28 protein-coding genes and 1 tRNA gene are annotated in these 26146 nt (G+C 70.8%); 22 read left to right on the forward strand and 7 right to left on the reverse strand.

Annotation, left to right across the window (positions count from 1 at the left end; translation table 11 throughout):
* Nucleotides 1-10: 10 nt before the first annotated feature.
* The gene (gene ndk / locus AC5RVZ_RS14335; RefSeq protein WP_494066442.1) at nt 11-427 is read left to right on the forward strand and encodes a nucleoside-diphosphate kinase; all 417 of its coding nucleotides are present in this window, start codon (nt 11-13) and stop codon (nt 425-427) included.
* Between the two features lie 45 nt (nt 428-472).
* On the opposite strand, the gene AC5RVZ_RS14340 is transcribed toward ndk, so the two are convergent.
* Nucleotides 473-1090 (reverse strand): vitamin K epoxide reductase family protein, encoded by a 618-nt coding sequence (locus AC5RVZ_RS14340; protein ID WP_494066443.1) that lies wholly within the window; start codon nt 1088-1090, stop codon nt 473-475.
* An 89-nt stretch (nt 1091-1179) separates the two neighbouring features.
* On the reverse strand, nt 1180-1539 hold the full coding sequence (locus AC5RVZ_RS14345; protein WP_494066444.1) for an ArsR/SmtB family transcription factor: 360 nt from the start codon (nt 1537-1539) through the stop codon (nt 1180-1182).
* Between the two features lie 89 nt (nt 1540-1628).
* On the opposite strand from AC5RVZ_RS14345, the gene AC5RVZ_RS14350 reads away from it, so the two are divergent.
* From AC5RVZ_RS14350 to AC5RVZ_RS14365, 4 genes are all read left to right on the forward strand, one after another.
* Entirely contained in the window at nt 1629-2948 is a 1320-nt protein-coding gene (locus AC5RVZ_RS14350; protein ID WP_494066445.1) for an NAD(P)-binding domain-containing protein, read from the forward strand.
* A gap of 136 nt (nt 2949-3084) precedes the next feature.
* On the forward strand, nt 3085-3492 hold the full coding sequence (locus tag AC5RVZ_RS14355) for an arsenate reductase ArsC (protein ID WP_494066446.1): 408 nt from the start codon (nt 3085-3087) through the stop codon (nt 3490-3492).
* Entirely contained in the window at nt 3489-4208 is a 720-nt protein-coding gene (locus tag AC5RVZ_RS14360; RefSeq protein WP_494066447.1) for an aquaporin, read from the forward strand. The genes AC5RVZ_RS14355 and AC5RVZ_RS14360 overlap by 4 nt, the downstream gene beginning before the upstream one ends.
* A gap of 316 nt (nt 4209-4524) precedes the next feature.
* Nucleotides 4525-6981: an Rne/Rng family ribonuclease gene (locus AC5RVZ_RS14365; RefSeq protein ID WP_494066448.1), complete on the forward strand. Its 2457-nt coding sequence runs from the start codon at nt 4525-4527 to the stop codon at nt 6979-6981.
* A 27-nt stretch (nt 6982-7008) separates the two neighbouring features.
* On the opposite strand, the gene AC5RVZ_RS14370 is transcribed toward AC5RVZ_RS14365, so the two are convergent.
* Nucleotides 7009-7281, reverse strand: coding sequence for a DUF4031 domain-containing protein (locus AC5RVZ_RS14370; RefSeq protein WP_494066449.1), 273 nt, complete (start codon nt 7279-7281; stop codon nt 7009-7011).
* 167 nt (nt 7282-7448) lie between these two features.
* Here AC5RVZ_RS14370 and rplU point away from each other — a divergent pair, with 167 nt between their 5' ends.
* The 16 genes from rplU to AC5RVZ_RS14450 all read left to right on the forward strand — a co-directional run bounded on the left by rplU (nt 7449) and on the right by AC5RVZ_RS14450 (nt 21334).
* Entirely contained in the window at nt 7449-7757 is a 309-nt protein-coding gene (gene rplU, locus AC5RVZ_RS14375) for a 50S ribosomal protein L21 (protein ID WP_494066450.1), read from the forward strand.
* Nucleotides 7758-7776: 19 nt separating this feature from the next.
* Nucleotides 7777-8034 (forward strand): 50S ribosomal protein L27, encoded by a 258-nt coding sequence (rpmA, locus tag AC5RVZ_RS14380; RefSeq protein ID WP_494066451.1) that lies wholly within the window; start codon nt 7777-7779, stop codon nt 8032-8034.
* Between the two features lie 89 nt (nt 8035-8123).
* Nucleotides 8124-9635 carry a GTPase ObgE gene (gene obgE, locus AC5RVZ_RS14385; protein ID WP_494066452.1) on the forward strand — a complete coding sequence of 504 codons (1512 nt, stop codon included), beginning with the start codon at nt 8124-8126 and terminating at the stop codon, nt 9633-9635.
* A complete protein-coding gene (proB, locus tag AC5RVZ_RS14390; protein ID WP_494066453.1) occupies nt 9632-10471 on the forward strand; it encodes a glutamate 5-kinase in 840 nt (279 codons plus the stop codon). Before obgE ends, proB begins: the two co-directional genes overlap by 4 nt.
* Nucleotides 10471-11730, forward strand: a complete 1260-nt coding sequence (locus AC5RVZ_RS14395; RefSeq protein WP_494066454.1) for a glutamate-5-semialdehyde dehydrogenase — start codon at nt 10471-10473, stop codon at nt 11728-11730. Before proB ends, AC5RVZ_RS14395 begins: the two co-directional genes overlap by 1 nt.
* Before the next feature lie 55 nt (nt 11731-11785).
* Complete coding sequence (locus AC5RVZ_RS14400) at nt 11786-12010, forward strand: hypothetical protein (RefSeq protein WP_494066455.1); 225 nt, start codon at nt 11786-11788, stop codon at nt 12008-12010.
* Nucleotides 12011-12019: 9 nt separating this feature from the next.
* Nucleotides 12020-12616, forward strand: coding sequence for a nicotinate-nucleotide adenylyltransferase (gene nadD, locus AC5RVZ_RS14405; protein WP_494066456.1), 597 nt, complete (start codon nt 12020-12022; stop codon nt 12614-12616).
* The gene (locus AC5RVZ_RS14410) at nt 12613-13812 is read left to right on the forward strand and encodes a hypothetical protein (protein ID WP_494066457.1); all 1200 of its coding nucleotides are present in this window, start codon (nt 12613-12615) and stop codon (nt 13810-13812) included. Before nadD ends, AC5RVZ_RS14410 begins: the two co-directional genes overlap by 4 nt.
* A complete protein-coding gene (gene rsfS / locus AC5RVZ_RS14415; RefSeq protein WP_494066458.1) occupies nt 13812-14192 on the forward strand; it encodes a ribosome silencing factor in 381 nt (126 codons plus the stop codon). The genes AC5RVZ_RS14410 and rsfS overlap by 1 nt, the downstream gene beginning before the upstream one ends.
* 72 nt (nt 14193-14264) lie before the next feature.
* Nucleotides 14265-14340: transfer RNA gene (locus AC5RVZ_RS14420), tRNA-Ala, on the forward strand.
* A gap of 115 nt (nt 14341-14455) precedes the next feature.
* Nucleotides 14456-15073, forward strand: coding sequence for a DUF1349 domain-containing protein (locus AC5RVZ_RS14425; RefSeq protein ID WP_494066459.1), 618 nt, complete (start codon nt 14456-14458; stop codon nt 15071-15073).
* A 192-nt stretch (nt 15074-15265) separates the two neighbouring features.
* Complete coding sequence (locus tag AC5RVZ_RS14430; protein ID WP_494066460.1) at nt 15266-15823, forward strand: hypothetical protein; 558 nt, start codon at nt 15266-15268, stop codon at nt 15821-15823.
* A gap of 151 nt (nt 15824-15974) precedes the next feature.
* Nucleotides 15975-18362, forward strand: coding sequence for a glycoside hydrolase family 65 protein (locus AC5RVZ_RS14435; protein WP_494066461.1), 2388 nt, complete (start codon nt 15975-15977; stop codon nt 18360-18362).
* 45 nt (nt 18363-18407) lie between these two features.
* Nucleotides 18408-18887 carry a VOC family protein gene (locus tag AC5RVZ_RS14440; RefSeq protein ID WP_494066462.1) on the forward strand — a complete coding sequence of 160 codons (480 nt, stop codon included), beginning with the start codon at nt 18408-18410 and terminating at the stop codon, nt 18885-18887.
* Nucleotides 18884-20062: a PQQ-dependent sugar dehydrogenase gene (locus tag AC5RVZ_RS14445; protein WP_494066463.1), complete on the forward strand. Its 1179-nt coding sequence runs from the start codon at nt 18884-18886 to the stop codon at nt 20060-20062. Before AC5RVZ_RS14440 ends, AC5RVZ_RS14445 begins: the two co-directional genes overlap by 4 nt.
* 66 nt (nt 20063-20128) lie before the next feature.
* Nucleotides 20129-21334 (forward strand): glycoside hydrolase family 3 N-terminal domain-containing protein, encoded by a 1206-nt coding sequence (locus tag AC5RVZ_RS14450; RefSeq protein ID WP_494066464.1) that lies wholly within the window; start codon nt 20129-20131, stop codon nt 21332-21334.
* Nucleotide 21335: 1 nt separating this feature from the next.
* Here AC5RVZ_RS14450 and AC5RVZ_RS14455 read toward each other — a convergent pair whose 3' ends face one another.
* From AC5RVZ_RS14455 to AC5RVZ_RS14470, 4 genes are read right to left on the reverse strand one after another with little or no spacing between them, the layout of a single operon-like run.
* Nucleotides 21336-22205 (reverse strand): 3-methyladenine DNA glycosylase, encoded by an 870-nt coding sequence (locus AC5RVZ_RS14455; RefSeq protein ID WP_494066465.1) that lies wholly within the window; start codon nt 22203-22205, stop codon nt 21336-21338.
* A gap of 51 nt (nt 22206-22256) precedes the next feature.
* Nucleotides 22257-22970, reverse strand: a complete 714-nt coding sequence (locus AC5RVZ_RS14460; RefSeq protein WP_494066466.1) for an SOS response-associated peptidase — start codon at nt 22968-22970, stop codon at nt 22257-22259.
* A 28-nt stretch (nt 22971-22998) separates the two neighbouring features.
* On the reverse strand, nt 22999-24036 hold the full coding sequence (locus AC5RVZ_RS14465) for an App1 family protein phosphatidate phosphatase (protein ID WP_494066467.1): 1038 nt from the start codon (nt 24034-24036) through the stop codon (nt 22999-23001).
* Between the two features lie 4 nt (nt 24037-24040).
* Nucleotides 24041-24730, reverse strand: a complete 690-nt coding sequence (locus AC5RVZ_RS14470; RefSeq protein WP_494066468.1) for a DedA family protein — start codon at nt 24728-24730, stop codon at nt 24041-24043.
* Between the two features lie 42 nt (nt 24731-24772).
* Between AC5RVZ_RS14470 and pabB the strand changes: the two genes are divergently transcribed.
* Nucleotides 24773-26083, forward strand: coding sequence for an aminodeoxychorismate synthase component I (gene pabB / locus AC5RVZ_RS14475; RefSeq protein ID WP_494066469.1), 1311 nt, complete (start codon nt 24773-24775; stop codon nt 26081-26083).
* The last annotated feature ends 63 nt before the right edge of the window (nt 26084-26146 follow it).

Here is a 26146-nt window from a genome sequence, read left to right on the forward strand (position 1 = left end):
CGGAGACTTCATGGCCACCGAAGAGACCCTCGTCCTCGTCAAGCCCGACGGCGTCGCCCGCGGACTGACCGGCGCGATCCTCGCCCGCATCGAGGCGAAGGGATACGCTCTCGTCGACATCCGCCTGGTGGAGCCGGACCGCGAGCGTCTGGAGCGGCACTACGCCGAGCACGAGGGCAAGCCGTTCTACGAGCCGCTGCTGGAATTCATGATGTCGGGGCCGTCCGTGGCGATCCGGCTCGCCGGCAACCGGGTCATCGAGGGATTCCGGTCTCTGGCGGGAGCGACCGACCCGACGACGGCCGCACCCGGGACCATCCGCGGCGACTTCGGACGCGACTGGGGGCTGAAAGTCCAGCAGAACCTCGTCCACGGCTCCGACAGCCCGGAGTCGGCAGCGCGCGAGCTCGAGATCTGGTTCGGCTGAGCCGCGAGCGGGTGCGGCCCCGCCCGGCGGCCGGACCCGATCGCGTCAGCCGAACAGCGTCTGCCAGATGTTGTCGATGGCATCCAGCTGCAGCTGCGCGAGCAGCAGGATGAGCGCGTAGCTGAGGATCGCCGCGAGCGGCACCCAGGCCAGGAGTGCGTCGGCGCCCCGTCGGACCGCGGGCGTCGTGGGCAGCTGCCCCGACCGCAGCAGGTGGAGCGATACGGCGTAGAAGGTGGGGATCGTCACCGCCCACGTCACCATGCACCACGGGCACAGCGTTCCGAGGTCGTAGATGCTCTGGCCGATGAGCCAGACGACGAATCCGAAGGCGAAGGCGATCCCCGCCCAGAAGCACCACCAGAACCACCGTGCGAAGCTCGCACCGGCGAGGATCGCCGCGCCGACCACGATGGGGGCGATCCACCCGGTGAGACCGAGGATCGGGTTGGGGAATCCGAACGCGCTGCCCTGCCACGAGTCGAGGTTGGCTGAGCACTGGACCAGCACGCTGAAATCGCAGGATGCCGCAGCTTCAGGGTCGGCCAGCGCCTCGAACTTCTCGAGCGTCAGAGAGAAGGCCGCCCACCAGCCGATCACACCGGCGAGCATCAGCCACACCGCGAGGACTCTCGGGCGGGCATGCGTCTGCTGCTCGGGCATGCTCCGGATTATGGCATCGGGGTCTGGGTGACCGCCTGCCAGCCGCGTGCCCGCGTCGGGATCGAGGTCGCGCTCGACGCCTTGGTCGGTCAATGCCGGACAGTGAGAAACGCCGCGACACCGCTGAGCGCCTCAGGCTGCAGTCGGTAGTACGCCCACGTCCCGCGTTTGGACCGTGAGAGGAACCCCGCTTCGGTGAGGACCTTCAGGTGGTGCGACACCGTCGGCTGGGACAGCCCGACCGGTTCGATGAGATCGCAGACGCACGCCTCCTGACCTTCCGCGGATGCGACGATCGACAGCAGCCGCAGCCGGGCCGGGTCGGCCAGTGCCTTGAGGGTCCCGGCCAGCTGTTCGGCTTCACGCTGATCGATCGGTTCCCCCACCAGAGGAGCACAGCAGGTGACGCCGGCAGCAGAGGCGTCGGTGGTCTCGCTCATCACGATCATGCATCGACAATAATCGATATTGACAGATATCGATAGAGCCGCTCATACTGAGCATCGACGTTCATCGATATTCAGTCTGGGAGGCTGCCATGACCCTGCTCGATCTCACTCCGCGAGCCACCGTGTCGGATCGGCTTGCGACGCTTCCGGTCGTGGTCATCGGGGCGGGTCCGATCGGATTGGCGGCGGCCGCGAACCTCCTCACCAGGGGACTCGAATTCATCGTCCTCGAAGCGGGCGACCATGCCGGTGCGTCCATACGGCTCTGGGGCCACACCCGGATGTTCTCGCCATGGCGCCACCTCATCGACCCGGCCTCCCGGCGTCTGCTCGACGCGGCGGGCTGGACGCCGCCCGCCGACGAAGCCCTCGCGCCGACAGGACGGGAACTCGTCGACCAGTACCTGACACCGCTGGCCAGGACGGATGAGCTCGGCCCGCGGATCCGCTACGGCACGCGGGTGGTCGCTGTCGCACGCGCGGGCATGGACCGCACCCGCAGCGCCGGTCGCGACCGCACGCCGTTCCTCGTGCGCGTCACGACCGCCGACGGGCGAGTCGAGGAGCTCGCCGGCCGGGCCGTGATCGACGCGTCGGGAACCTACACGACCCCGAACCCGCTCGGCTCCTCCGGGCTGGACCCGATCGGCACGGCCGACGTCGACGGACGCGTGCTGCATGCGCTGCCGGACGTGCTCGGCCACGACCGCGCCCGGTTCGCGGGGAAGCACACGACGGTGGTCGGGGCCGGTCACTCCGCGGCCAACACCCTCATCGCCCTCGCGGAGCTCGCGAAGACCGAACCGAGCACCCGCGTGAGCTGGTTGATCCGTAACGCGTCCGCCGCGCGTGTCTCGTCCTCTCCCGACGACGAGCTCGCCGACCGCGCCCGACTCGGCTCCCGCGTCGACCGGCTGGTCGAGAACGGCATCGTCGAGAAGATCGACTCGTTCGAGATCTTCCGTGTTCAGGCCCACGGCGACGGCATCCGACTGGTCGGAACCCGTCGCGGCGAGCCTGCCGCACACGACGCCGATCTGGTCGTGCGCGCGACCGGATTCCGACCCGACCTGAGCATGCTGCGCGAGATCCGGCTGCAGCTGGACGACGTCGTGGAAGCGCCGACCCGGCTGGCGCCGCTGATCGACCCCAATCTGCACTCGTGCGGCACGGTGCCGCCGCACGGATTCGACGAGCTCCGTCACCCCGAACCCGGGTTCTTCGTGGTCGGGATGAAGTCCTATGGCCGCGCGCCCACATTCCTGCTGGCCACCGGATACGAGCAGGTCCGCTCGGTCACGGCTTGGATCGACGGCGATATGCGCTCCGCGACCCGGGTGCAGCTCACCCTTCCGGCGACCGGGGTCTGCTCCACCGGGCTCGACGGGGGAAGCTCCTGCTGCTCATGATCCCGACCGAGCTCATGACCTTTGCGGAACCGCCGGCTCGAACGCCTGCCGATGGCTCCCCGGTTTGCATGACCACCCCCGTGAACACCATCATCGTCGAACGACGCTCCACCCGAAACGGAAGCGAGAGCCACCCATGAGCACCAAGCCCACCGTCCTGTTCGTCTGCGTCCACAACGCCGGCCGGTCGCAGATGGCCGCGGGCTACCTGCAGGCCCTCGCCGGCGACCGCATCGACGTGCTGTCGGCCGGTTCGGAACCGAAGGACCAGATCAACCCGGTCGCCGTCGAGGTGATGGCCGAGGAAGGCATCGACATCGCGGGGAACACCCCGAAGCTGCTCACCGTCGACGCCGTGAAGGAGTCCGACGTGGTGATCACGATGGGCTGCGGGGACGCCTGCCCGATCTTCCCGGGGAAGCGCTACGAGGACTGGCAGCTCGACGACCCCGCCGGGCAGGATGTCAACACGGTCCGTCGCATCCGTGACGACATCCGCAGCCGCGTGCAGGCCCTCGTGGGCGAGCTCGCGCCGCACCGGTGACCGTCGACGCAGCGGCGCAGACCCGGTCGCCACTCGGGCGGCGGGCACTGGCGGAGCTGCTCGGCACGGCGCTGCTCGTCGCCGTCGTGGTGGGCTCCGGCATCGCCGCGCAACGGCTCTCGACCGATCGCGGGCTGCAGCTGCTCGAGAACGGGATCGCCACCGCCCTCGCGCTCGGCGTCCTCATCATGCTGTTCGCGCCGGTCTCCGAGGCGCACTTCAACCCGGTCGTCTCTCTCGCCGACTTCGCCCTCGGCCGCGGGAACAGGACCGGTCTCACCGGTGGCGCCCTCGGCGTCTACATCGGCGCGCAATGCGCGGGCGGGATCGGTGGCGCCGTGCTTGCGAACGCCATGTTCGCCACGCCGACATCGGTCTCGACGACCGATCGCGCCACGGCGGCGACCTTCCTCGCCGAGATCGTGGCCACAGCCGGTCTGATCCTCCTGATCGCCGGCCTCTCGCGCACCGGCAGGTCGGTGCCCGCGATCGCGTCCGCGGTGGGCGCGTACATCGGGGCCGCCTACTGGTTCACCAGCTCGACGGCCTTCGCGAATCCCGCCGTCACCATGGGTCGGGTCCTCACCGACACCTTCGCCGGCATCGCACCCGTATCGGCCGTGGCCTTCGTGGCCGCGCAGCTGCTCGGAGCCTGCATCGGCGCCGTCCTCGCCGTTGCCCTCTTCCCCGCCCCCATCCGCTCCAGGCCCGAGTAGCGACGGGGGTCGACCCGGTCGTCGATGCGCGCCCAGGGGTCGCGGACGACCATGGCTCATGCGCGCTCGGCGATCCTTCCGGCCGGGATGTGAGGGGATTCGGGGGCGACGTGCGATAATGGTCGTCGATGACACGCGGCCGCGCCGTAGTGCATCACCGAAGACTTCAGGGCGATGGACGCCCGTGGCAGCGAGAGCATCCGCCGAGAGCTGGGATCCGCTGCAGACCGAGTGAGTTCGCGGCACCGCAGGTGCGGCGCCGCACGAGATTTCGCCGGGCGACGCGCGGTGTCGCCCCGCAGGGAGTACGCCAGAGATGGCCGATGGAAACGATGAGAACGTCAACCCCGAGGTCGAGCAGAACGCCCCGCTGACGCCGCCACCGGCCGCCGAGATGGCGACGGACGACGTCAATGAGGTGGCGCCCGCATCCGCGGACGGCGAGCCCGAGCGCACGGCCGAGGGCATCGCTTCAAGCGCTGCCGACGAGGCGGGAAGCGACGCCGACGAGGCGGCGCAGACCGCGTCGGACCAGCAAGAGGTCGCCGACGAGCCGCAGGTCGCCGAGGAGCCGCAGGTCGCCGAGGAGCCGCAGGTCGCCGAGGAGCCGCAGGCCGCCGACGAGCCGCAGGCTGCCGACGAGCCGCAGGTCGCCGAAGAGCCGCAGACCGCGGCTCCGGAAACGGCGTCCGACGACGCCGCGGACACCACCGCCGCCGCACCCTCGGGCTCCGAGCCCGTCACCGCGGTGAGCCTCGGGCTGCTGCCCGAGGTGTTCGTCTCGGCGGTGTCGACGCAGCTGCATTTCTACGCGCCCGAGATCACGCCTCTGCCGGCCCGGCCGTCGCGCGCGGTCGAGGAGGAGGCCCCCTCGCCCGGCGGCTCCCGGCGTCGCAACCGCCGACGGGGAGCGGAGGGCAAGGACGAAGCATCCGGCAGCGAGGACGCCGGTCAGCCGCGGCAGCGCGCGGTCGAGCTCATCACCGAGCCGCAGCGGATCAAGGGCTCGACGCGCCTGGAGGCGAAGAAGCAGCGCCGCCGCGACGGGCGCGAGGCCGGGCGCCGCCGCGCCGTCGTGACCGAGGCCGAGTTCCTGGCGCGCCGCGAAGCGGTCGACCGCGAGATGATCGTGCGCTCGCGCAACGGCCGCGTGCAGATCGCCGTGCTCGAGGACAACGTCCTCGTCGAGCACTACGTCGCCCGAAGCCAGGATGCCTCGCTCATCGGCAACGTCTACCTCGGCCGCGTCCAGAACGTGCTTCCCAGCATGGAGGCCGCGTTCGTCGACATCGGCCGCGGCCGCAACGCCGTGCTCTACTCCGGCGAGGTGGATTGGGACGCGGTCGAGACCGGCAACCAGCCGCGTCGCATCGAGCTCGCGCTGAAGACCGGCGACAAGGTGCTCGTGCAGGTCACGAAGGACCCAGTCGGGCACAAGGGCGCGCGCCTGACCAGCCAGATCTCGCTTCCCGGCCGTTATCTCGTCTATGTGCCGGGCGGGGCGATGAACGGCATCTCCCGCAAGCTTCCCGACACCGAGCGTGCGCGGCTGAAGAAGATCCTCAAGGAGGTGCTGCCCGAGTCCTCCGGGGTCATCGTGCGCACCGCCGCAGAGGGCGCCACCGAGGAGCAGCTCACCCGTGATGTGCAGCGCCTCACCAACCAGTGGGAGCACATCAGCAAGCAGGTCGAGACGATCCAGGCGCCCGCGCTGCTGCACTCCGAGCCGGACCTGCTCGTGAAGATCGTCCGCGACGTCTTCAACGAGGACTTCTCGCGGATGCTCATCCAGGGCGAGGATGCGCATCACACGATCTCCATGTACCTGGAATCCGTCGCCCCCGACCTCCTCGAGCGCGTGGAGCGTTACGAGGGCGAGCACGACCCGTTCGACGCGTTCCGCATCACCGAGCAGATCGAGAAGGCGCTCGACCGCAAGGTGTGGCTGCCGTCCGGCGGCTCGCTGGTCATCGACCGCACCGAGGCGATGACGGTGATCGACGTGAACACCGGGAAGTTCGTGGGGTCCGGCGGCAACCTCGAAGAGACCGTCACGAAGAACAACCTCGAAGCGGCCGAGGAGATCGTCCGGCAGCTGCGGCTGCGCGACATCGGCGGCATCATCGTCGTGGACTTCATCGACATGGTGCTCGAATCCAACCGCGACCTGGTGCTGCGGCGTCTGGTCGAGTGCCTCAGCCGGGACCGGACCAAGCACCAGGTGGCCGAGGTCACCTCGCTCGGCCTCGTGCAGATGACGCGCAAGAAGCTCGGGCTGGGACTTCTCGAGACCTTCAGCGAGCCGTGCGACGTGTGCGCCGGCCGCGGGCTCATCGTCCACCACGATCCGGTCGTCAAGCACCGCGCCGCCGGAGTGGGGGCTTCGTCCTCGGGCCGCCGACAGCGCGGCGGTGGGGGATCGGCTCCGTCGAGCGCTGCCAACGGCACGCACGTGATCACGGAGGGCGTCAAGTCCGCCCTCGCGCAGATCGCCGCCTCCACGATCCATCACGGCGAGGAGGCACCGGCCGCCATCGCGCCGGATCCCGTCGTGCAGGAAGCGCCTGCAGCGCCGGTGGAACGTCCGAAGAAGGCGCGCAAGAAGCGTCAGGACGGCGCCAAGGCGCCCAAGACCGAGAAGGATCTGCTGCTGGACTCCGTGCTCAGCGCGCTGCCGGAGCCCAAGGCCCCCGGTCAGGGCAGGTCACGGCGCCGCGTCACGACGGCGGCGCTGACCGGCACGCCGGTGGCGCACACGCCGAGCGAGGACTGACGGCCTCCGCCCGTGTGCGACACGGCCTCACAGGCCGCGGCGCGCGCGGGCGGTCACCCGCAGTCCGGATGCGATGAGCCGACGCACGAGCTCGTGCCCATCGACGTGCTCGGCGCCGGCGGCGATCAGTCGCGCGTGCGCGTCCTCGGGCACGTCGTAGTGGTCCAGGTCGAACCCGCGCCGGGGGATGCCGTTGGCGGCGGCGAAGGCGTGCAGCTCATCGAGGTCCGAGTCGCTCACGAGGTGCGCCCACATGCGCCCGTGAGCGGGCCAGCGCGGGTCGTCGATCAGGATCGCCACGTCCGAATCCTATGGTGGGATGCCCTCGTCGGCTCGCGCCCGGCTCGAGTGCTTTTGCGGCTGGTCCCCGCATCCGGTAAAGTATCCCTTTGGTGCGTCGAGACATCCGCACCACGTCTTTCAGGACATCCCCGAGCGCGTGCGCTCCGAGAAGAAACAGGTGTGAAGTGGTTTACGCAGTTGTGCGCGCCGGTGGCCGGCAGGAGAAGGTGGAGGTCGGCACGATCGTCGTCCTCGACCGCCAGGCCGCGAACGTCGGTGACAAGATCCAGCTCCCGGCCGTCCTGCTCGTCGACGGCGATGCCGTCACGACCGACGCGGACAAGCTGGCGAAGGTCACCGTCACCGCCGAGGTCCTCGGCGAGGAGCGCGGCCCGAAGATCGTGATCCAGAAGTTCAAGAACAAGACCGGCTACAAGAAGCGCCAGGGCCACCGTCAGGACCTCACGCGCGTCAAGGTCACCGGCATCGAGTAAAGCCAGGGAGACGTAGAAGATGGCACACAAGAAGGGCGCAAGCTCCACCCGTAACGGTCGCGACTCCAACGCCCAGCGACTGGGTGTGAAGCGCTTCGGCGGCCAGGTCGTCAACGCGGGCGAGATCCTCGTCCGCCAGCGCGGCACCCACTTCCACCCGGGCGCCAACGTCGGCCGCGGTGGCGACGACACGCTGTTCGCGCTGGCCGCGGGCTCGGTCGAGTTCGGCCAGAAGGGCGGCCGCAAGGTCGTCAACATCGTCGCGGCTGCGAAGTAATCCGAGACGCACGCAGACATCAGGAGGGGGCGGGCTTCGGCTCGCCCCTTCGCTATTACCCGGGCTACGCCCGAACCGAGGGGGACCGCATGGTCACGTTCGTAGATCGCGTGACGCTGCACCTGCGCGCAGGCAAGGGGGGCAACGGCTGTGTGTCGGTGCGCCGCGAGAAGTTCAAGCCGCTCGCGGGGCCCGACGGCGGCAACGGCGGCCACGGGGGTGACATCATCCTCGTCGCCGACCCGCAGGTGACCACGCTGCTGTCGTATCACCACTCTCCGCACCGCTCCGCCGGCAACGGCGGCTTCGGCATGGGCGACAACCGGTCCGGAGCCGCGGGCGAGTCGCTCGAGCTGCCCGTCCCGGTCGGCACCGTGGTGAAGGACCCCTCGGGCGAGACGCTGGTCGACCTCATCGAGCCGGGAATGCGGTTCGTCGTCGCGCCCGGCGGACAGGGCGGCCTCGGCAACGCGGCGCTGGCCAGCCCCAAGCGCAAGGCTCCCGGGTTCGCGCTGCTCGGCGTGCCCGGCTGGGAGGGCGACGTCGTCCTCGAGCTCAAGACCGTCGCGGACGTCGCCCTCGTCGGCTTCCCGTCGGCGGGGAAGTCGAGCCTCATCGCGGCGATCTCCGCCGCCCGGCCGAAGATCGCCGACTACCCGTTCACCACGCTGCATCCGAACCTCGGCGTCGTGCAGGCCGGCGACGTGCGGTACACCGTCGCGGACGTCCCCGGCCTCATCGAGGGGGCGAGCGAGGGCAAGGGCCTCGGTCTGGAGTTCCTGCGGCACGTCGAGCGCTGCACGGCGCTGGTGCACGTGCTGGACTGCGCCACCCTCGACCCGGGACGGGACCCGCTCACCGATCTGGACGTGATCCTGGCCGAGCTGGGCGCGTACCCGGTGCCCGAGGGGCAGGTCCCGCTTCTCGAGCGCCCGCAGTTCGTCGCGCTGAACAAGGTCGACGTCCCCGAGGCGAAAGACCTCGCGGATCTCGTGCGGCCTGACCTCGAAGCGCGCGGATACCAGGTGTTCGAGATCTCGACCGTGAGCCGCACGGGGCTGCGCCCGCTCACGTTCGCGTTGGGCGAGGTCATCGCCGCGCACCGCGCGGAGCAGGCGAAGGGTCCGGCGCCCGAGCGCATCGTCATCCGGCCCAAGGGGGCGGAGCGGGACTTCAGCATCCGCGTCGAGGGCGGCACCTACGGCAGCATCTACCGGATCCTGGGCGACAAGCCCGTGCGCTGGGTGCAGCAGACCGACTTCCAGAACGACGAGGCCGTCGGCTACCTCGCCGATCGGCTGGATCGTCTGGGCGTCGAGGACGCGCTCTACCGGGCGGGGGCGACCCCTGGCGCGACGGTCGTGATCGGCGAGGGCGACGGCATCGTCTTCGACTGGCAGCCGTCGCTGTCGTCGGTGGCCGAGCTCATGACCGCGCCGCGCGGCACCGACCCCCGTCTGTACGAGGGCGGCAGGCGCACCACGTCCGAGCGTCGCGAGCGCTACCACGAGCGGATGGATGCCAAGGCCGAGGCCCGCGCCGAGCTCGAGGCCGAGCGTCGGGCGGCCGCGAGCCGTGGCGACGAAGTGGACGACGAATGAGCGTCCTCGAGCGCCGGGGCATCCCGGCGGCCCGCCGCGTCGTGGTGAAGGTCGGCTCGTCGTCGATCAGCGGCGACAACGCCCACAAGATCAAGCCGCTCGTCGATGCCCTCGCCGCCGCGCACGCCCGCGGCACCGAGGTCGTCCTCGTCTCGTCCGGCGCGATCGCCACCGGCATGCCGTTCCTGCTGCTGGATGAGCGTCCGAGCGACCTGGCGACGCAGCAGGCGGCCGCCGCGGTCGGTCAGAACGTGCTCATCTACCGCTACCAGGAGGCCCTGCGACCGTTCCGGATCGTGGCCGGCCAGGTGCTGCTGACGGCGGGCGACCTCGAGAACGCCACGCACCGCTCGAACGCCCGCCGCGCGATGGAGCGGCTTCTGGGCCTGCGGATCCTGCCGATCGTCAACGAGAACGACACGGTGGCCACCCACGAGATCCGGTTCGGCGACAACGACCGCCTGGCGGCGCTGGTGGCTCAGCTCATCGGGGCGGACGCTCTCGTGCTGCTCAGCGACATCGAGTGCCTCTACACGCGCCCGCCCGGCGAGCCCGGTGCGACTCCCATCACGCACGTCGCGTACGGTGACGACCTGCACGGCTTCGAGTTCGGGTCCGTCGTGGTCAACAGCGTCGGCACCGGGGGAGCGGCGACCAAGGTCTCGGCCGCCCGCCTCGCCGCGGCATCCGGCATCGGCGTGCTCGTGACCAGCGCCGATCTGGTCGAGGCGGCCCTCGACGGCGCCGAGATCGGCACGTGGTTCGAGCCCAACCCGGAGCCCGCAGCCCCCGCCGCGACAGGTCCCGTGCGCACCGCCGTCGATACACTGGCCTGATGACCACCACCGCCACGACCGCCCGCGAGCGGATGCTGCTGGCCAAGGATGCCGCACGATCGGTGGGGCTGCTCGGCGACGTCCCGAAGCGCGACGCTCTGCTGGCGATCGCCGACGCCATCGAGGCGGCCGCGGCCGACATCGTCGCGGCCAACGCCGAGGACCTGCAGCGCGGTCGCGACACGGGACTGTCGGTCGCGCTTCAGGACCGTCTGCGCCTGGACGAGCCGAGGGTGGCGGCCCTCGCTGCGGCTGTCCGCGAGATCGCGGCGCTTCCCGACCCCGTCGGCCGTGTGCTCGACGAGCGCAGCCTGCCCAACGGCGTCACGCTCACGAAGGTGGCCGTTCCGTTCGGTGTGGTGGGCTCCATCTACGAGGCCCGCCCGAACGTGACGGTCGACATCGCGGCGCTCGCGCTGCGCTCGGGCAACGCAGTGGTGCTGCGCGGCGGCACGGCCGCAGAGCGGACCAACGCCGCGCTCGTCGGTGCGATGCGCGGCGCTCTCTCGGAGCGAGGCATCGATCCCGAGGCCATCCAGACGGTGGACGAGTTCGGTCGCGAGGGCGCCCGCGAGCTCATGCACGCGCGCGGCCTCGTCGATGTCCTGGTGCCCCGCGGCAGCGCACAGCTGATCGAGACCGTCGTGACCGAGTCGACGGTGCCCGTGATCGAGACCGGCGCCGGTGTCGTTCACATCGTCCTCGACGAGACGGCGCCGCTGGACTGGGCGCGCGACATCGTCGTGAACGCCAAGACGCAGCGACCCAGCGTCTGCAACGCTGTGGAGACGGTCCTGGTCCACCGCGGTGCGGCCGAGCGGCTCATCCCGCCGGTCGTGGCGGCCCTGCAGGAGAACGGCGTGACAGTCCACGGCGACGCCGCGGTGGCGGGGCTCGCCGGCGGCGTCATCGCCGCGACCGAGGAGGACTGGGCGACCGAGTATCTCAGTCTCGACCTCGCGATGCGCGTGGTCGAGGATCTCGACGACGCCCTCGACCACATCCGGCGGTACTCCACGCACCACACGGAGTCGATCATCACGCAGGATGCCGCCAGCGAGGAGCGCTTCCTCGCGGAGGTCGACTCGGCGGTCGTCATGGCCAACGCGTCCACGCGCTTCACCGACGGAGGCGAGTTCGGCTTCGGCGCGGAGGTCGGCATCTCGACGCAGAAGCTGCACGCCCGCGGCCCGATGGGGCTCGCGGAGCTCACCAGCAGCAAGTGGCTCGCGCGCGGCGCCGGGCAGGTCCGCGCATGACGGCTTAGACTGGAGCTGTCCCGCGCCCCACGAGGCGAACCCGAACGGAGCCCGAATGACCATCGCCACGATCCTCGCCCTCGCCGCCGAAGAGACCGAGCACCACGGCAACGTCGCGCTTGAGACCGTCGGCTACGGCATCGTCGCGATCATCGTGTTCGCCGCGCTGGCGCTGGTGACGCTGTCCTACCGCAACGTGGCAAACCGTCACGTGCACAAGGCCGAGGCCTACGCGAGGGCTCACGCCAACGACGTCCAGCAGGCGGGGCACGGCCACTAGGCCCGCTGCATGTCGGTGACGTCAGCCCCGAGGATCGGGGTCATGGGTGGGACGTTCGATCCCATCCATCACGGTCACCTCGTCGCGGCCAGCGAGGTCGCCCAGTCGTTCGGCCTCGACGAGGTCGTCTTCGTGCCGACGGGGCGACCGTGGCAGAAGCATGAGGTGTCTCCGAGCGAGCACCGCTACCTCATGACGGTGATCGCCACGGCATCCAATCCGCAGTTCACCGTCAGTCGTGTGGACATCGACCGCGAGGGTCCCACCTACACGATCGACACGCTGCGCGACCTCAAGGCGCTGCGGCCGGACGCCGAGCTCTTCTTCATCACGGGCGCGGACGCTATAGCGCAAATTCTCAGTTGGAGAGACCATGATGAACTGTGGGACCTCGCCCACTTCGTCGCGGTGTCTCGTCCGGGGCACGTGCTGAACACCGACGGGCTCCCCAGCGACGACGTCAGCCAGCTCGAGGTCCCCGCCCTCGCCATCTCTTCGACGGACTGCCGTGATCGTGTGAGACGGGGTCACCCGGTGTGGTACCTCGTCCCGGACGGGGTCGTCCAATACATTGCGAAGCACCACCTCTACCGGAGCAAGGAATGAGCACACCCGAGCAGCCGGCGACGCCACCCCTGACCCGCAGGCAGCTGCGCGAGATCCGCAACACCGGGGCCAACCCGGTCATCCCGCCCGCTCCCGCGACGACCGGTGATCCGTCGACGCAGAATCCAGACGACCCGGGCTCCACGCCCGCGGGCTCGAAGCAGACTTCGAAGGCGACGTCGACCAACGGCAAGGGGCCGAAGGGCGGCGCGGCCGCCGCGCCGCTGCCTCGGCCCGCGCAGCCTGTCATCGTGCCGCCGCCGATCGCGGACGCCGCGGTCGACCTCGGCGTCTCTCCGCTGACTCGGCGTCAAGCACGCCAGCAGGAGCGCATCCGCACGGCGTCCGTTCCCGTGATCACGCCCGAAGTCGTCGCCGCCCACGCCGGGGGCCACGGCGGCGTCGGCCCCTTCACCTCGGTGGCGCCCGCGGCGACCGCCTTCGCGCCCGCGCACGACACGTCGGCACTCGCCGAGGCGCCCGAACGTGAGGATGCCGACGCGGTCACCACCGACGGCGTGCAGGCGCTGCTGGACGCCAGTTCTCCGAGCTCCGAGCAGGCGGCAGCGCCGTCCCCGTGGGCCCGGCCAGCGGAGGCCCCTGCCGGCGCCGACGCTGAGGAGTCGGCAGCCGAATCCTCCGCTGAGGAATCCGACGGCGATGAGGCGGCAGGTGGCGAAGAGGGCAAGGCGGTCGTGAGCCCGCTGCTCGGAGCCGGCCTGCTCGCGGATGGCAGGAAAGCCGGGGAACCGGTCAAGGCCGAGTTCCCGGCTTCCTTCGACCAGCTGCTGTCGCGGTCGGGCGGAACGGTGTCGACGCCGAACGCGCTCATCGTGTCGCAGTCGCCCGAGGTGGCGCCGCTCGTCGGTCCCGTGACGGCCACCGGTGAAGTGCTCATCACGGGCACGTACAGCCTGCCCGAGGGTCTCGGCTCGACGGGCCACGCCAAGGGCACCGCCGACGGCAAGGAGATCGACGCCACCTTGGTCGACGGCGAACTGCCGTCGCACTCGTCGCCCACGCCGATCGCCGCGAGCGCTGCGGTCAGCACCGTCAAGATGCCTGGCGAGGTGATCAGACCGCCGGCTCCCGAGAAGGGCAGCCGTCTGATGATGTCGCTGGCGATCACGGCCGGTGTGCTGGCGCTCGCCCTCGTCGGCGTGCTCATCCTCGCCTTCGTGACGGGAGTCTTCTGATGACCGCGAGCGCGCAGTCGCACGACATGCTGCAGATCGCCGCTGTCGCCGCGGACTCGAAGGGCGGCGAGGACCTCGTCGCCCTTGACGTGTCGGAGCCGCTGCCGCTCGTGGACATCTTCCTCCTCGTCACCGGTCGCAGCGAGCGCAATGTCGCCGCGATCGCCGACGAGGTGGAGGAGAAGCTCCTGGAGGCCGGTCACAAGCGCCTGCGCCGAGAGGGCCGGGAGGAGTCGCGCTGGATCCTCCTGGACTTCGGAGACCTCGTCGTGCACGTGTTCCATGAGCAGGAGCGGGTGTACTACGGGCTCGAGCGGCTGTGGAAGGACTGCCCCGTCGTTCCCGTCCACGTGGCCGCCGGTGCAGCGACCGACGACTGAGCGTGGTTCGAAGCACACCTTCGAGTGTTGTAAGCTAGGGGAGTTGCCCCGCGCTTCTCGGGGTGGCATCCAGGGCCTGTGGCGCAGCTGGTAGCGCACCTGCATGGCATGCAGGGGGTCAGGGGTTCGAGTCCCCTCAGGTCCACCAACAAGCCCCCGGGGAACCCGGGGGCTTTCGTCGTTCAGAGCGCATACCCGCCACGTTATGCGGTCGCCCTCGGCGGTTCGGTACTCCAGGACGACTCGCCGATAGCGTTGGACGTATGCCGACACCCCTTCTCGTTCCAGGTCTGCCCTTCGATGCGGTGCCCTCCGAGGAGGGGCCATGGTCGATAGACGGTGATCGCATCGTTGTGACGGCGAAGCCACGCAGCGACCTCTTCATCGACCCCAGCGGGGAACCTGGCAGCGCTGCAGGGACCTCACTCGACGCAACGACCCTCCTGGGAGACCCTCCGCCCGGTGACTTCCTCTTCTCCGCGCGCGTGCGGACGGACTTCGGCGACACCTTCGACGCAGGCGTACTGATGCTGTGGGCCGACGACAGCCACTGGGCGAAGCTGTGCTTCGAGCAGTCGCCCGCCGGTCGCGCGATGGTCGTGTCCGTGGTGACACGAGGCGTGTCCGACGACGCCAACTCGTTCGTCGTGGCGGGTGATCACGTGTGGCTTCGCATCGCTCGCATCGGGCGTGCGTTCGCGTTCCACGCATCGCTCACCGGCGAGTCGTGGGAGCTCGTCAGGGTCTTCGCCCTGGGCGAGACGGGCGATGCGAAGGTCGGCTTCGAGGGGCAGAGTCCGGTGGGCGAGGGGTGCCGCGTGATGTTCGATGACGTCTCCTTCGAGACGCGGACGCTCGCAGATCTGCGCGACGGGAGCTGATCCCTCGGGTGCTCCCGCCACCGCGCACCGTGGCGTCGGCCGACCACTGCCTCAGCGGGTAGCGGGGCGCGTCCTCAGCGGATCGAGGGGTGCGCAGGCTAGGGGGGTCGCCTGCATCTGGCAAGCCCCGCGCGGAATGGTCGGCCGCAGGCGCATCGTGAGCCCACTCACCACCTGCGGAAGGACGGCATCATGTCACCTCGGAACACCATCGTTCGCGCAATGCACGACCTCGGCCTCGCTGCCTGGTTCGGGGGCTCCCTCATGGGGGCCGTCGGACTGAACGGCGGGACCGCGAAGGCCGTGGACCCGTCCGAGCGACTGCGTCTCTCGTCAGCCGGCTGGGCGAAGTGGGCGCCGGTGCAGCTCGCCGCGATCGTCGTGCATGGGATCGGCGGCGCGGGCCTCATCCTCGGAAACCAGGCCCGCCTCGCGACGCAGCCCGGAGCGCGGACCAACACGTGGATCAAGCTCGCGATCACGGCCGCTGCGGGCGGGGTGAGCCTGTACTCGGGCCTGCTCGGCGCGAAGATGGCCAGGCATTCCACAGAAGGCGGCGAAGGGGTGACCGAACCGGGGGCGGGTGCATCGGAAGAACTCGCGTCGGCGCAGCTCCAGCAGCGCGTCCTCCAGTGGGTGCTCCCGGCGCTCACCGGAGTGCTCATCGTCCTCGGCGCGCAGCAAGGAGAGCAGCAGCGGTCCGCCGACTTCCTCGACGGCCTCATGCACGGCTCCAAGAAGAAGCGCTGACGCGACGAGCCGCGACGCTCGAGGAGCACAGCCCCACGACACCTCCGCGGGTTCAGGAGCGGGCCGCGTCGACCTTCCCGCTCCCTAACGGAGGCACCGCCTGGCACGCAAGTGCTCCGGTCGTGCTGCGGCGGCATCGGAGAATGGCACTATGCCGGCTGGTCGTGACGATGCGTTCGACGTCTCCCCGTGGGGAATCGGGTGGTCCACTCGGGACCAGGCGCGCCTGGCGCGGCGCGAGTCGGTGTTCGCCCTGTCCAACGGGCACGTGGGCTGGCGCGGCGTGGTCGACGAGGGCGATCCGTGCGAGGTGCCCGGTACGTACCTGAACGGGGTGTTCGAGGAACATCCGATGCCGTACGCCGAGGGCGGCTACGGCTATCCGGACGCCGGCCAGAGCGTCATCAACGTGCCGGACGGCTCCGTCATCCGGCTGCTCGTGGATGACGAGCCGTTCGACATCCGCGCCGGGCGCCTGGAGCAGCACCGCCAGCACCTCGACTTCCGCTCGGGGACCCTGCGGCGTGATGTGTCGTGGATCTCACCCGCCGGCCGCTCGGTCGACATCCGTTCGACACGCCTCGTCTCGCTGACGCACCGCTGCGTCGCCGCGATCGAATACGTCGTGACCGCCACGAGCGGCCCGGTCGACGTGACGGTGCTGTCGGACATCGTCGCGAATGAGCCGCTGCCGAAGGTGCACCACGACGACCGCGTCCAGGGCCCGCTGAACCGGCCGCTCGAACCGGTGGCGCAGCATGTCGCGGGGTCCCGCGCCACCGTGCTCCACCGCACGAGGCGCAGCCGCATCGACGTCGCCGTCGCGATGGACCACGCCGTCGACGGCGAGCATGTCGCCCTCACGACCGAGGCCACCGAGGACCTGACCCGCACCACGATCACCGCGCGGGTGAGGCCGGGCGTGCCGCTGCGGATCGTGAAGACGGTGGGGCACGAGTGGTCGCGGTCACTGAGTGAAGGCGCCCTGCGCGATCGTGTCGAGGCGAACCTCGCGACGGCGGTCAACCTCGGGTGGGACGATCTCTGCCGCCAGCAGCGAGAGTACCTCGACCGGTTCTGGGCCTGCGCGGATGTGACGGTCGAGGGTGACGCGCGCCTGCAGCAGGCGGTGCGCTTCGCGCTGTTCCAGGTGCTGCAGTCGGCCGCGCGCGCCGAGATGCGGTCGATTCCAGGCAAGGGTCTCACCGGTCCCGGGTACGAGGGACACACGTTCTGGGATGCCGAAGCGTACGTCCTTCCCGTGCTCACGTACACCCTGCCCGAGGCCGCGCGGGAGGCCCTGCGCTGGCGGCACGCCACGCTGGATCGTGCGCGTCAGCGGGCCGAGCAGCTCCATCTCGCAGGAGCGGCGTTCCCCTGGCGGACGATCGACGGACGCGAGTGCTCGGGCTACTGGCCGGCCGGCACGATCGCCTTCCACGTCAACGCGGACATCGCCGACGCCGTGCTGCGGTACACGGCGGCCACCGGCGACAGGGAGTTCGAGCGCGACGCCGGCATCGAGCTGCTCATCGAGACCGCCCGGCTGTGGGTGGCTCTGGGCCGATGGGACGAGAACGCCGTCTTCCACATCGACGGCGTGACCGGACCCGATGAGTACTCGGCGATGGTGAACGACAACGTCTTCACCAATCTGATGGCTCAGCGCAATCTGCGAGGTGCCGCGGCGATGGCGCGTCGCCACCCCGACCGGGCGGACGCGCTCGGCGTCGATCAGGATGAGATCGCGGCGTGGACCCTCACCGCCGACGCGATGGCCGTGCCGTTCGATGTCGAGCGAGGCGTGCATCAGCAGTCGGCGGGCTTCACGGAGCGGGAGCGCTGGAACTTCGACGCCACGGCACCCGAGCAGTATCCGCTGCACGACCACTTCCCGTACTTCGACCTGTACCGCAAGCAGGTCGTGAAGCAGGCGGACCTCGTCCTGGCGCTGCAGTTCGCGCACGAGTCGTTCACCGCGGAGGAGACGGCGCGCGCGTTCGCGTACTACGAGCAGCTCACCGTCCGGGACTCCTCGCTCTCCTCGGCCGCGCAGGCCGTGGTCGCCGCGTGGGTCGGCCATCTCGACCTCGCCATGGACTACCTGCGGGAAGCGGCCACGATCGACCTGGACGACCTCCGCGACGACATCGACGACGGCCTGCATGTGGCTGCGCTCGCCGGAGTGTGGACGACGCTCGTCAGCGGGTTCGGCGGCATGCGGGAGACCGCGGCCGGCCTGCGATTCGCCCCGCGGCTGGCGGAGCCCCTGACAGCCATGTCCTTCGGCGTGCGCCTGGAGGGCCGCATCCTGCGCGTCGAGGTGACCCCTGACGCGACCACGTACAGGATCGACGCGGGCCCGCCGCTGACGATCGGCCACTTCGACGAGGTGGCGGTGCTCGTGCCCGGTGTTCCGCAGACGCTTGCGACGCCGGAGCTGCCGGACCCAGGACCGGCGCCGTCGCAGCCGAAAGGCCGCGCGCCGCGGGAGCTGCTCGCGCAGCAGCCGGCGAACGTTGCTTCCGCGTGGCGCTGAAGCGGACCGGTTGCGGCTCGTCCGGTGGGGGAGAAGGGTGAACGCATGAGCGCTGTGACACCGTTCCTGTGGTTCGATGACGCCGCCGAGGAGGCCGTCAGGTTCTACACCGGCCTCATCCCCGGATCGGAGATCGTCTCGCTCGACCGCTATCCCGCTGAAGTCCCCGGGATGGGGGGCAAGGTGATGCACCTGCACTTCCGGCTCGCCGGACGCGACTACTACGCGATGGACGCCGGGCCGCAGTTCCCGTTCACCGAGGCCATCTCGCTGTACGTGTCGTGCGCGACCCAGACCGAGGTCGACACCTACTGGGAGGCGCTGACCGCCGACGGCGGCCAGGAGCAGCCCTGTGGGTGGCTCAAGGACCGCTGGGGCCTGTCATGGCAGATCATCCCCGACCGCCTCGTGGAGCTGATCCGCCATCCCGACATGGACGTCGCCCACCGGTGTGTGCAGGCGATGCTCCGCATGCGGCGGATCGACCTGGCGGCGCTGGAGGCCGCCGCCGCGGGCTCGATATGACGGTGCGGCTCCGGGCTGCCGCGGCGGCTGCGATCCTCGTCGTCGCGCTGACCGCAGCATCGGGCTGCGGCCCGCCGGACGCGTCGCGCCGCTCCCCGGCGCCGGCGCCGGCGCGTGAGACTCCCACGACACCGACCAGCGCTCCCTCGGTCACTCCGACCGCGACCGAGGCGGCGTGGTGGCGACCGTCGCCGGAACGGGTCTCGACGCTGGCCTCGGGACTGGCCGCCCCGTGGTCGGTCGTGCCGCTGGTGTCCGGCGGAGCACTGATCTCCCAGCGCGACAACGGGCGGGTCCTCGAGCTCACTCCGGACGGCGCGCTGCGCACGGCCGGCACCGTCGAGGGCGTCGTCTCCGGCGGCGAGGCAGGGCTGCACGGTCTCGCCCTCCTCGACGACGAGTCCGACGGCGCCTTCCTGTACGCCTACTTCGGCGCCCGTGACGACAACCGCGTGGTCCGGATGCCGCTGACCGGCCGGCCCGGAGCGCTCGGTCTCGGCGGGGCCGAGATCGTGCTCTCCGGCATCCCGCGAGCGAGCACGCACGACGGCGGCCGCATCGCCTTCGGCCCCGACGGGTTCCTCTACGTCACGACGGGGGACGCGCAGCAGCGGGGTGCCGCGCAGGATGCCGGATCCCTCGGCGGGAAGATCCTGCGGGTCACCGCGGACGGCGTCCCGGCGCCGGGCAACCCGTGGGGCAGCGAGGTGTGGTCCATCGGCCACCGCAACGTGCAGGGGATCGCGTGGACCGAAGACGGCGTCATGTGGGCCAGCGAGTTCGGTCAGAACACGTGGGACGAGCTGAACCGCATCGAGCCCGGTGGGAACTACGGCTGGCCGCTCGTGGAAGGCGCTGCCGGCGAACCAGGGCTGACCGACCCGGTCGCGACGTGGTCCACGCGCGACGCCAGCCCGAGCGGGATCGCCGCACGCGGCGGGACGGTCTTCGTCGCCGGCCTCCGAGGCGAGCGGCTGTGGATGGTCGACACGCGCGGCGGGGAGCCGACGGCCTCCCCGGCTTCGACGCTGGAAGGTGCGCACGGCCGGCTGCGCGATGCCGTCATCGCCCCGGACGGCTCCCTGTGGCTGCTGACCAGCAACACCGACGGGCGCGGCGCACCGCGTCAGGGCGACGATCTGCTTCTCCGGCTCGAGCTCAGCCCGGAGCCGTGACGTGGTCGCCCGACCGTCGTCGCCCCGCCACGAGCAGTCCCGCACCGAGGCGCCTAGGCTGGCGGGATGAGAACGCTGCGCCGCCTTTTCGTGCTCACGGCGGCGCTGGCCCTGGCCGCCGGTGCGGGCGCTACGCCGGCTGCCGGAGCGGCCGAAGCCCCGGAGCCCGGTGGCGCACCGGGGCCCGTGCGGGTGCAGCCGGCGGCCGCGGAGGACGTCGCTGCCGCCGCTGCGAGGGTGGTCGCGACCATGACGGTGCGTGAACGTGCCGCGAGCGTCGTGATGGGACACATCCCGACCACGGACGTCGGCGCACTGCGCGCGTACATGGAGTCCACGGGCATCGGCGGGTTCATCCTCATGGGCGCGAACGTGCCGTCGGGGGAGGCGGCGCTGCGCGAGCTGACGGCGAGTCTCACCCTCGACCCGGCGTTCCCGCCGCTCGTGGCGATCGACCAGGAAGGCGGGGACGTGTCGCGGCTGCCGTGGGACGGGTTCCCCTCGGCCCGCACCCTCAAGGATGCGCCGCCGGATCAGGCTCAGGCGGCGTTCGCCGCGCGGGCCGCGCTGGTACGTCGCGCCGGCATCGGCGTGAACTTCGGCATCGTCGCCGATGAGACGGCCGACCCCTCGTCGTTCATCTATCGCCGAGCGCTCGGCACGAACCCCGCGGCGGCCGCGGAGCGGGTCGCCGCGGCGGTGCACGGCGAAGCCGGCGTCGCGCTCTCGACGCTCAAGCACTTCCCTGGACACGGTGCCGCGCCCGGCGACTCGCATCGCGTGATCCCTGCCACGGGGATGCCGAAGGCGCAATGGCAGAGCACGGCGGCACTGCCGTTCGCATCGGGGATCGACGCCGGAGCGCCCCTGCTGATGTTCGGTCATCTCTCCTACACCGCGATCGACACCGTTCCGGCCAGCCTCTCGGCGACGTGGCATCGCATCGCGCGCGACGAGCTCGGCTTCGACGGCGTGGCGGTCACCGACGACCTCGGGATGCTCCAGGCGTCGGGGGTCGCTGCGTATGCCGACCCGGTCGCCAACGCGGTCGCCGCCCTCGCCGCCGGCAGCGACCTGGTTCTCACCGTCGTGTCATCGACCCCCGAGACGGCACCGCGCACGGTCGACGGCATCGTGGCCGCCGTGGATGCAGGCACGCTCCCCGAGGAGCGACTGACCGAGGCTGCCGAGCGCGTGGCCGCCTTGCGACTCGGGCTGGCAGCGGAGGGCCGGAGCCTCGTGCCCTGCTCCGACTGCGAGCCGGTCGGCTGAGTCAGATCTCCAGAGCGGCGTGAAGCCGCGCGCGTACGGCCTGTCCTCGCGCGGCGAAGCCGCGCTGCTCGCGCACGTACTCTGCCTTCCCCTCGGGGGTCTCGATCAGGACGGGCCGGTAGCCCCAGTCGCTCAGGTCGTACGGGGATGCGCGCATGTCGAGCACGCGGATGTCGCGTGCCAGTTCGAAGGCATCCAGCAGCACCCCACCGGGCACGAGCGGACCGAGCTTCACCGCCCACTTGTACAGATCCATTCCGGCGTGGAGGCATCCCGGCTGCTCCAGGGACGCCTGAAGGTCCCGCGTCGGTGTCGTGCGGTTGCGCGGCGCGGCCGCGGGTGTGAAGAAGCGGAACGCATCGAAGTGGGTGCACCGCAGCTCGTGCGCCTCCACGACGGCATCGGTGCCGTCCTGTCCCAGGCGCAGCGGCACCGGATGACGGTGCTCCCGCTGCCGGTACACCATCGCCCATTCATGCAGCCCGAAGCAGCCGAAGCCGGCAGGACGACGGGCCGTGGCGCGCAGGATGCCGCCGACGGCACGGATCAGCGCGTCGCGATCGCGGTGGAACGTCGCGGCGTCCACCGTCACGGAATCCGGCGCGAAGCCGCTGCGGTACCAGCGCCACCCCGCCCGTGGGTGATCTGCGGCGTCCGCCAGCTCGATGTGCGCACCGGGATGCCACCGCCGCAGCACGGACGGCTTGTACGAGTAGTAGGTGAACAGGAAGTCTTCGACGGGGTGCGCTTCCCGGCGCGCGGCGCGCTCGCGGTGTGCCCGCGTGAGCTCATCGGCGCGCGCGATGTGCGCCTGCTCATACGCGCGCCACTCGGGCGCCGGAAGCACCGTCGTCACGGGAGCCTGCGTCACCGTACGAGGATACGCGGACCGGTCGGGGCGGTGCCGCGGGTCGATGGCCCTTCAGTCCTCGACGGGTTCGATCAGCTCGGGGGAGTTGTTCCGGACATTCCCCACCGCCTTCGACACGACGTGGTCGTCGAGCGTGTCGGCCAGGGCCGGTGCCGCGTCGATCGCCGCGTCGAGCACGTCTCGGACATTGTCGGTGGTCGGATCGAGCCATGCGTCGGCGTGGTCGGGATCCAGGAACAGCGGCATGCGGTCGTGGATGGAGCCCAGCCGCCCGATCGAGTCGCGCGTGAGGATGGTGAAGCTCAGCAGCCAGCGGTCCGGATCGTCGTCCTGCTTCGTCTTGTCGCGCCACCACTCGTACAGCCCGGCCAGGAAGAGCGGCTCACCGTCGGCGGGGTGGATGAAGTGCGGAACCTTGCCGCCGTCCTCGGCTTTCCACTCGTAGTACCCGGATGTCGGGACCACGGCCCGCCGCTTCTCGAGAGCCGAGCGGAACATCGGCTTGTCCTCGAGCTCCTCGGCGCGCGCGTTGAAGGCCCGCGCGCCGATCTTCGGGTCCTTGGCCCAGCCCGGCACGAGCCCCCACCGCGCGGCCTCCAGCCGCCGGGTGGGGGGATCGGTCTTGGTGGAATCCATCACGATGGCCACGCGATCGGTCGGCGCGACGTTGTAGGACGGCTGGGGCAGATCATCGCCCTCCACATCGACCCGCAGCACGCCGACGAGCTCGGATCCGGCATTTGCCACCACGAAGCGTCCGCACATGCGGCCAGCCTACGCGCGGGTGCGGACGTCAGCGCTCGACGACGCCGACCTCCTCCAGGCGCTCGAGGATCCCCGCGCCGTCGCTGTCGCTGACCCACGGCACGGCTGCGGCGGCGTGGTCGTTGACCGCCGTGCGACCACCAGCCAGCACCGCCTCGGTGGCGGAGAGGCGTCGGATCGCGACGGCGACCACATTCTCGGGGTGCTCGTCGGTGAAGGTCGTGTAGATCTCGTCGTCGTGCTGACCGTCGTCGCCGATCAGCAGCCACTTGACCTGCGGGAATTCCTGAGCGAGCCGCCGGAGGTTCGACAGCTTGTGTCCCTTGCCGCTGCGGAACCAGCGGTCGTGCGTGGGTCCCCAGTCGGTCAGCAGGAGCGCACCGGGCGGGAACAGGTGCCGGCGGAGGAAGCGGATCAGGGTCGGCGCGATGTTCCACGCGCCGGTCGAGAGGTACACCACGGGAGCGCCCGGGTTGTCCCGGACGACGCGTTCCAGCAGCACGGCCATGCCCGGCACGGGCTGGCGGGCATGTTCGTCGACGACGAACGAGTTCCACGCCGCGAGCAGCGGACGGGGGAGCGCGGTCACCATGACCGTGTCGTCCACGTCCGACACGATGCCGAAGCGGATGTCCGGACCGACGACGAAGACCCGCGTCTCGACGGGCTCGCCGCCCTCGACGGTCATCGTGAAGGTCTGCCAGCCGGGCTCGAGATCGGCGGGAAGCCGCGTGTCGATGACGCCGCCGCGGTCGGCCACGACGACGTGCTCCACGTCGCCGATCCGGACGGTGACCTGGGCGTAGCCGATCGGCACGGCGACGAAGCTGCGCCAGCCGCGGACGCTGGCGTACTCGCCCGACTCGGTCTGCTTGCCCGGCGGGACGATCATCACCCGCCCGAGAACCCGTACCCAGCCCGGCCCGGCGTACCCGGGGAAGGGCGTGACCGTCGGCTTCTGGCCGCGTCGTCGCGCACGCCGCTCACGCCACGCGTGGAACCGGTACTCCAGACGCGCAAGCCACAGCACCTTGGTGCTGGCCGGTGGGGCAGCGGTTTCGGGCATCACTTCAGTCTTCCACGTCTGCGACGGCCCCCTCGCCGGCCGCATCCGATTCGCCGTCGTGATCGAGATGCTTGCGCTCGGCGCGCTCGATCACCTTCTTGCTGATGAACACCAGCACCAGGAACAGCACGATGACGGCGACGAAGACGTACCCGGCGTAATGGAGCTGGTCGGCCAGCTCGCGGTAGGTGCCGGCCGCGAGGGCGGCGACGGAGATGTACAGCGCCGACCACAGCACGCATGCCGGCACCGTCCAGGCGAGGAACCGGCGATAGGGGAACCCGCTCATCCCCACGGTGAGGGGAACCAGCGAGTGCAGCACCGGCAGGAACCGGGAGATGAAGATCGCCGGTCCGCCGCGGCGCCGCAGGTACCGCTCCGAGCGTCGCCAGTTCGCCTCGCCGATGCGCCGCCCGAGCCGTGAGTGCCGGATCCGGGGTCCGATGAGACGTCCCAGCCAGTAGCCGATGCTCTCGCCCGCGAGTGCTCCGAGGACCACGGCACCCGCGAGGGCGATGCCTTCCAGGGGAGAGGCGACCGCGGTGCCCGCGACGATCACGATGGTGTCTCCGGGGACCACGAGCCCGACGAGCACGCTGGTCTCCAGCATGATGGCCACGCCTGCCAGGAGTGTCCTGATCACGGGATCGACGCTCTGGACGGCGTCGAGGAGCCACGTGAGGAACTCGTTCACGACGATGAGCCTACGGCGATGGCGCCCCTCTAGCCTGAGAACATGTCGGAGTCCCTCGTGGCCGTGGAACTGCAGCGGTGGCGGGAGCCCGCGACGGTCTTCACCGGCGGCTTCGCGCACGAGCGGCATGTCTTCTGGCTGGACGCCGGCTCCGACGCCGTCCGCGGGTGGAGCTGGATCGGGACCGGGGTCCCGGATGCCCCGGAGCACGTGCGGGCGACGGTGTGCGCGGGCGAGACGCCGGCGGAGCCCGGACGACTCCGCGGCGGATGGGTCGGCTGGGTCGGATACGACGCGGAGGCAGGCCGCGCCGGCGCGCCTGCGGCTTCGGACGACGACGGCGTGCCGCAGGAGCTGTGGCTGCGGATCCGGACCCTCGTCGCCTTCGACCACGCGCGCCGCCGCGTGTGGGCGCTGGCCGCTGACGAGCACAGCGCCCGTCGACTGGCGATGCGCGTCGCCGGCGCCGGCGACCGGGACCCGGCTCCGGCGCCCGTCGCGCCGACGGCCGCGACCGTGGCTGCGGCGCGGCACACGCCGGAGGAGTACGCCGGCCTCATCGAGCGATGCCGTGAAGCGATCCGGGACGGCGACGCGTATCAGCTGTGCCTCACGACGAGGTTCGCGGTGGACACGGTCGCGGTCGACGTCATCGAGGCCTACCGGCGACTGCGGTCGATGACGCCGGCGCACCACGGCGGCCTCATCCGATCCGGTGATGCGGCCCTTCTCAGCGCCAGTCCCGAGCGGTTCCTCGAGGTCGAGGAGGGAACGGTCCGGACGCGCCCTATCAAGGGCACTCGGCCCCGCGGTGCGGATGCCGGAGCGGATGCCGCGCTCGCGGCCGAGCTGGTGACGAGCGAGAAGGAGCGCGCCGAGAACGTCATGATCGTCGATCTCATGCGCAACGACCTGTCGCGTGTGTGCGCGCCGGGAACCGTGGCGGTCGAAGGGCTGCTCGAGGTGGAGTCATACCCCGCGGTCCACCAGCTCGTCAGCACGGTGTCGGGACGGCTGCGACCGGGAACCCGTGTCGACGACCTGCTGGAGGCGGCCTTCCCGGCCGGCAGCATGACGGGGGCTCCGAAGCTCTCCGCCATGTCGATCCTGCATCGTCTGGAGCGTCGGCCGCGTGGCGTCTTCTCCGGCTGCTTCGGCTGGGTCGGCGACGACGGCGGATCCGATCTGGCGATGGTGATCCGCTCGATCGTCTGGGGGCCCCGCGGCGCCTACGTCGGCGCCGGCGGAGGCATCACGTGGCGCTCGGATGCCGCCGCCGAGGTGGCCGAGGTCGCCGTGAAGGCGCGCGCCCCGCTGGCCGCCCTGGGAGCGGTCCTCCCGCCCGGTTGGTGAACCCCGCCGTCCGCTAACCTGGACGTTGCGCTGCGCGCGCCCCCCGGCATCCCAGGATTGGTA

This window comes from Arthrobacter sp. Cza30 (assembly GCF_059090765.1).

Coding starts and splice junctions, on each gene's coding strand:
- ndk (WP_494066442.1), top strand. CDS start 11: ATGGCCACCGAAGAGACCCTCGTCCTCGTCAAGCCCGACGGCGTCGCC.
- AC5RVZ_RS14340 (WP_494066443.1), bottom strand. CDS start 1,090: ATGCCCGAGCAGCAGACGCATGCCCGCCCGAGAGTCCTCGCGGTGTGG.
- AC5RVZ_RS14345 (WP_494066444.1), bottom strand. CDS start 1,539: ATGATCGTGATGAGCGAGACCACCGACGCCTCTGCTGCCGGCGTCACC.
- AC5RVZ_RS14350 (WP_494066445.1), top strand. CDS start 1,629: ATGACCCTGCTCGATCTCACTCCGCGAGCCACCGTGTCGGATCGGCTT.
- AC5RVZ_RS14355 (WP_494066446.1), top strand. CDS start 3,085: ATGAGCACCAAGCCCACCGTCCTGTTCGTCTGCGTCCACAACGCCGGC.
- AC5RVZ_RS14365 (WP_494066448.1), top strand. CDS start 4,525: ATGGCCGATGGAAACGATGAGAACGTCAACCCCGAGGTCGAGCAGAAC.
- rpmA (WP_494066451.1), top strand. CDS start 7,777: ATGGCACACAAGAAGGGCGCAAGCTCCACCCGTAACGGTCGCGACTCC.
- obgE (WP_494066452.1), top strand. CDS start 8,124: ATGGTCACGTTCGTAGATCGCGTGACGCTGCACCTGCGCGCAGGCAAG.
- proB (WP_494066453.1), top strand. CDS start 9,632: ATGAGCGTCCTCGAGCGCCGGGGCATCCCGGCGGCCCGCCGCGTCGTG.
- AC5RVZ_RS14395 (WP_494066454.1), top strand. CDS start 10,471: ATGACCACCACCGCCACGACCGCCCGCGAGCGGATGCTGCTGGCCAAG.
- AC5RVZ_RS14400 (WP_494066455.1), top strand. CDS start 11,786: ATGACCATCGCCACGATCCTCGCCCTCGCCGCCGAAGAGACCGAGCAC.
- nadD (WP_494066456.1), top strand. CDS start 12,020: ATGTCGGTGACGTCAGCCCCGAGGATCGGGGTCATGGGTGGGACGTTC.
- AC5RVZ_RS14410 (WP_494066457.1), top strand. CDS start 12,613: ATGAGCACACCCGAGCAGCCGGCGACGCCACCCCTGACCCGCAGGCAG.
- rsfS (WP_494066458.1), top strand. CDS start 13,812: ATGACCGCGAGCGCGCAGTCGCACGACATGCTGCAGATCGCCGCTGTC.
- AC5RVZ_RS14425 (WP_494066459.1), top strand. CDS start 14,456: ATGCCGACACCCCTTCTCGTTCCAGGTCTGCCCTTCGATGCGGTGCCC.
- AC5RVZ_RS14430 (WP_494066460.1), top strand. CDS start 15,266: ATGTCACCTCGGAACACCATCGTTCGCGCAATGCACGACCTCGGCCTC.
- AC5RVZ_RS14435 (WP_494066461.1), top strand. CDS start 15,975: ATGCCGGCTGGTCGTGACGATGCGTTCGACGTCTCCCCGTGGGGAATC.
- AC5RVZ_RS14440 (WP_494066462.1), top strand. CDS start 18,408: ATGAGCGCTGTGACACCGTTCCTGTGGTTCGATGACGCCGCCGAGGAG.
- AC5RVZ_RS14445 (WP_494066463.1), top strand. CDS start 18,884: ATGACGGTGCGGCTCCGGGCTGCCGCGGCGGCTGCGATCCTCGTCGTC.
- AC5RVZ_RS14450 (WP_494066464.1), top strand. CDS start 20,129: ATGAGAACGCTGCGCCGCCTTTTCGTGCTCACGGCGGCGCTGGCCCTG.
- AC5RVZ_RS14460 (WP_494066466.1), bottom strand. CDS start 22,970: ATGTGCGGACGCTTCGTGGTGGCAAATGCCGGATCCGAGCTCGTCGGC.
- AC5RVZ_RS14465 (WP_494066467.1), bottom strand. CDS start 24,036: ATGCCCGAAACCGCTGCCCCACCGGCCAGCACCAAGGTGCTGTGGCTT.
- pabB (WP_494066469.1), top strand. CDS start 24,773: ATGTCGGAGTCCCTCGTGGCCGTGGAACTGCAGCGGTGGCGGGAGCCC.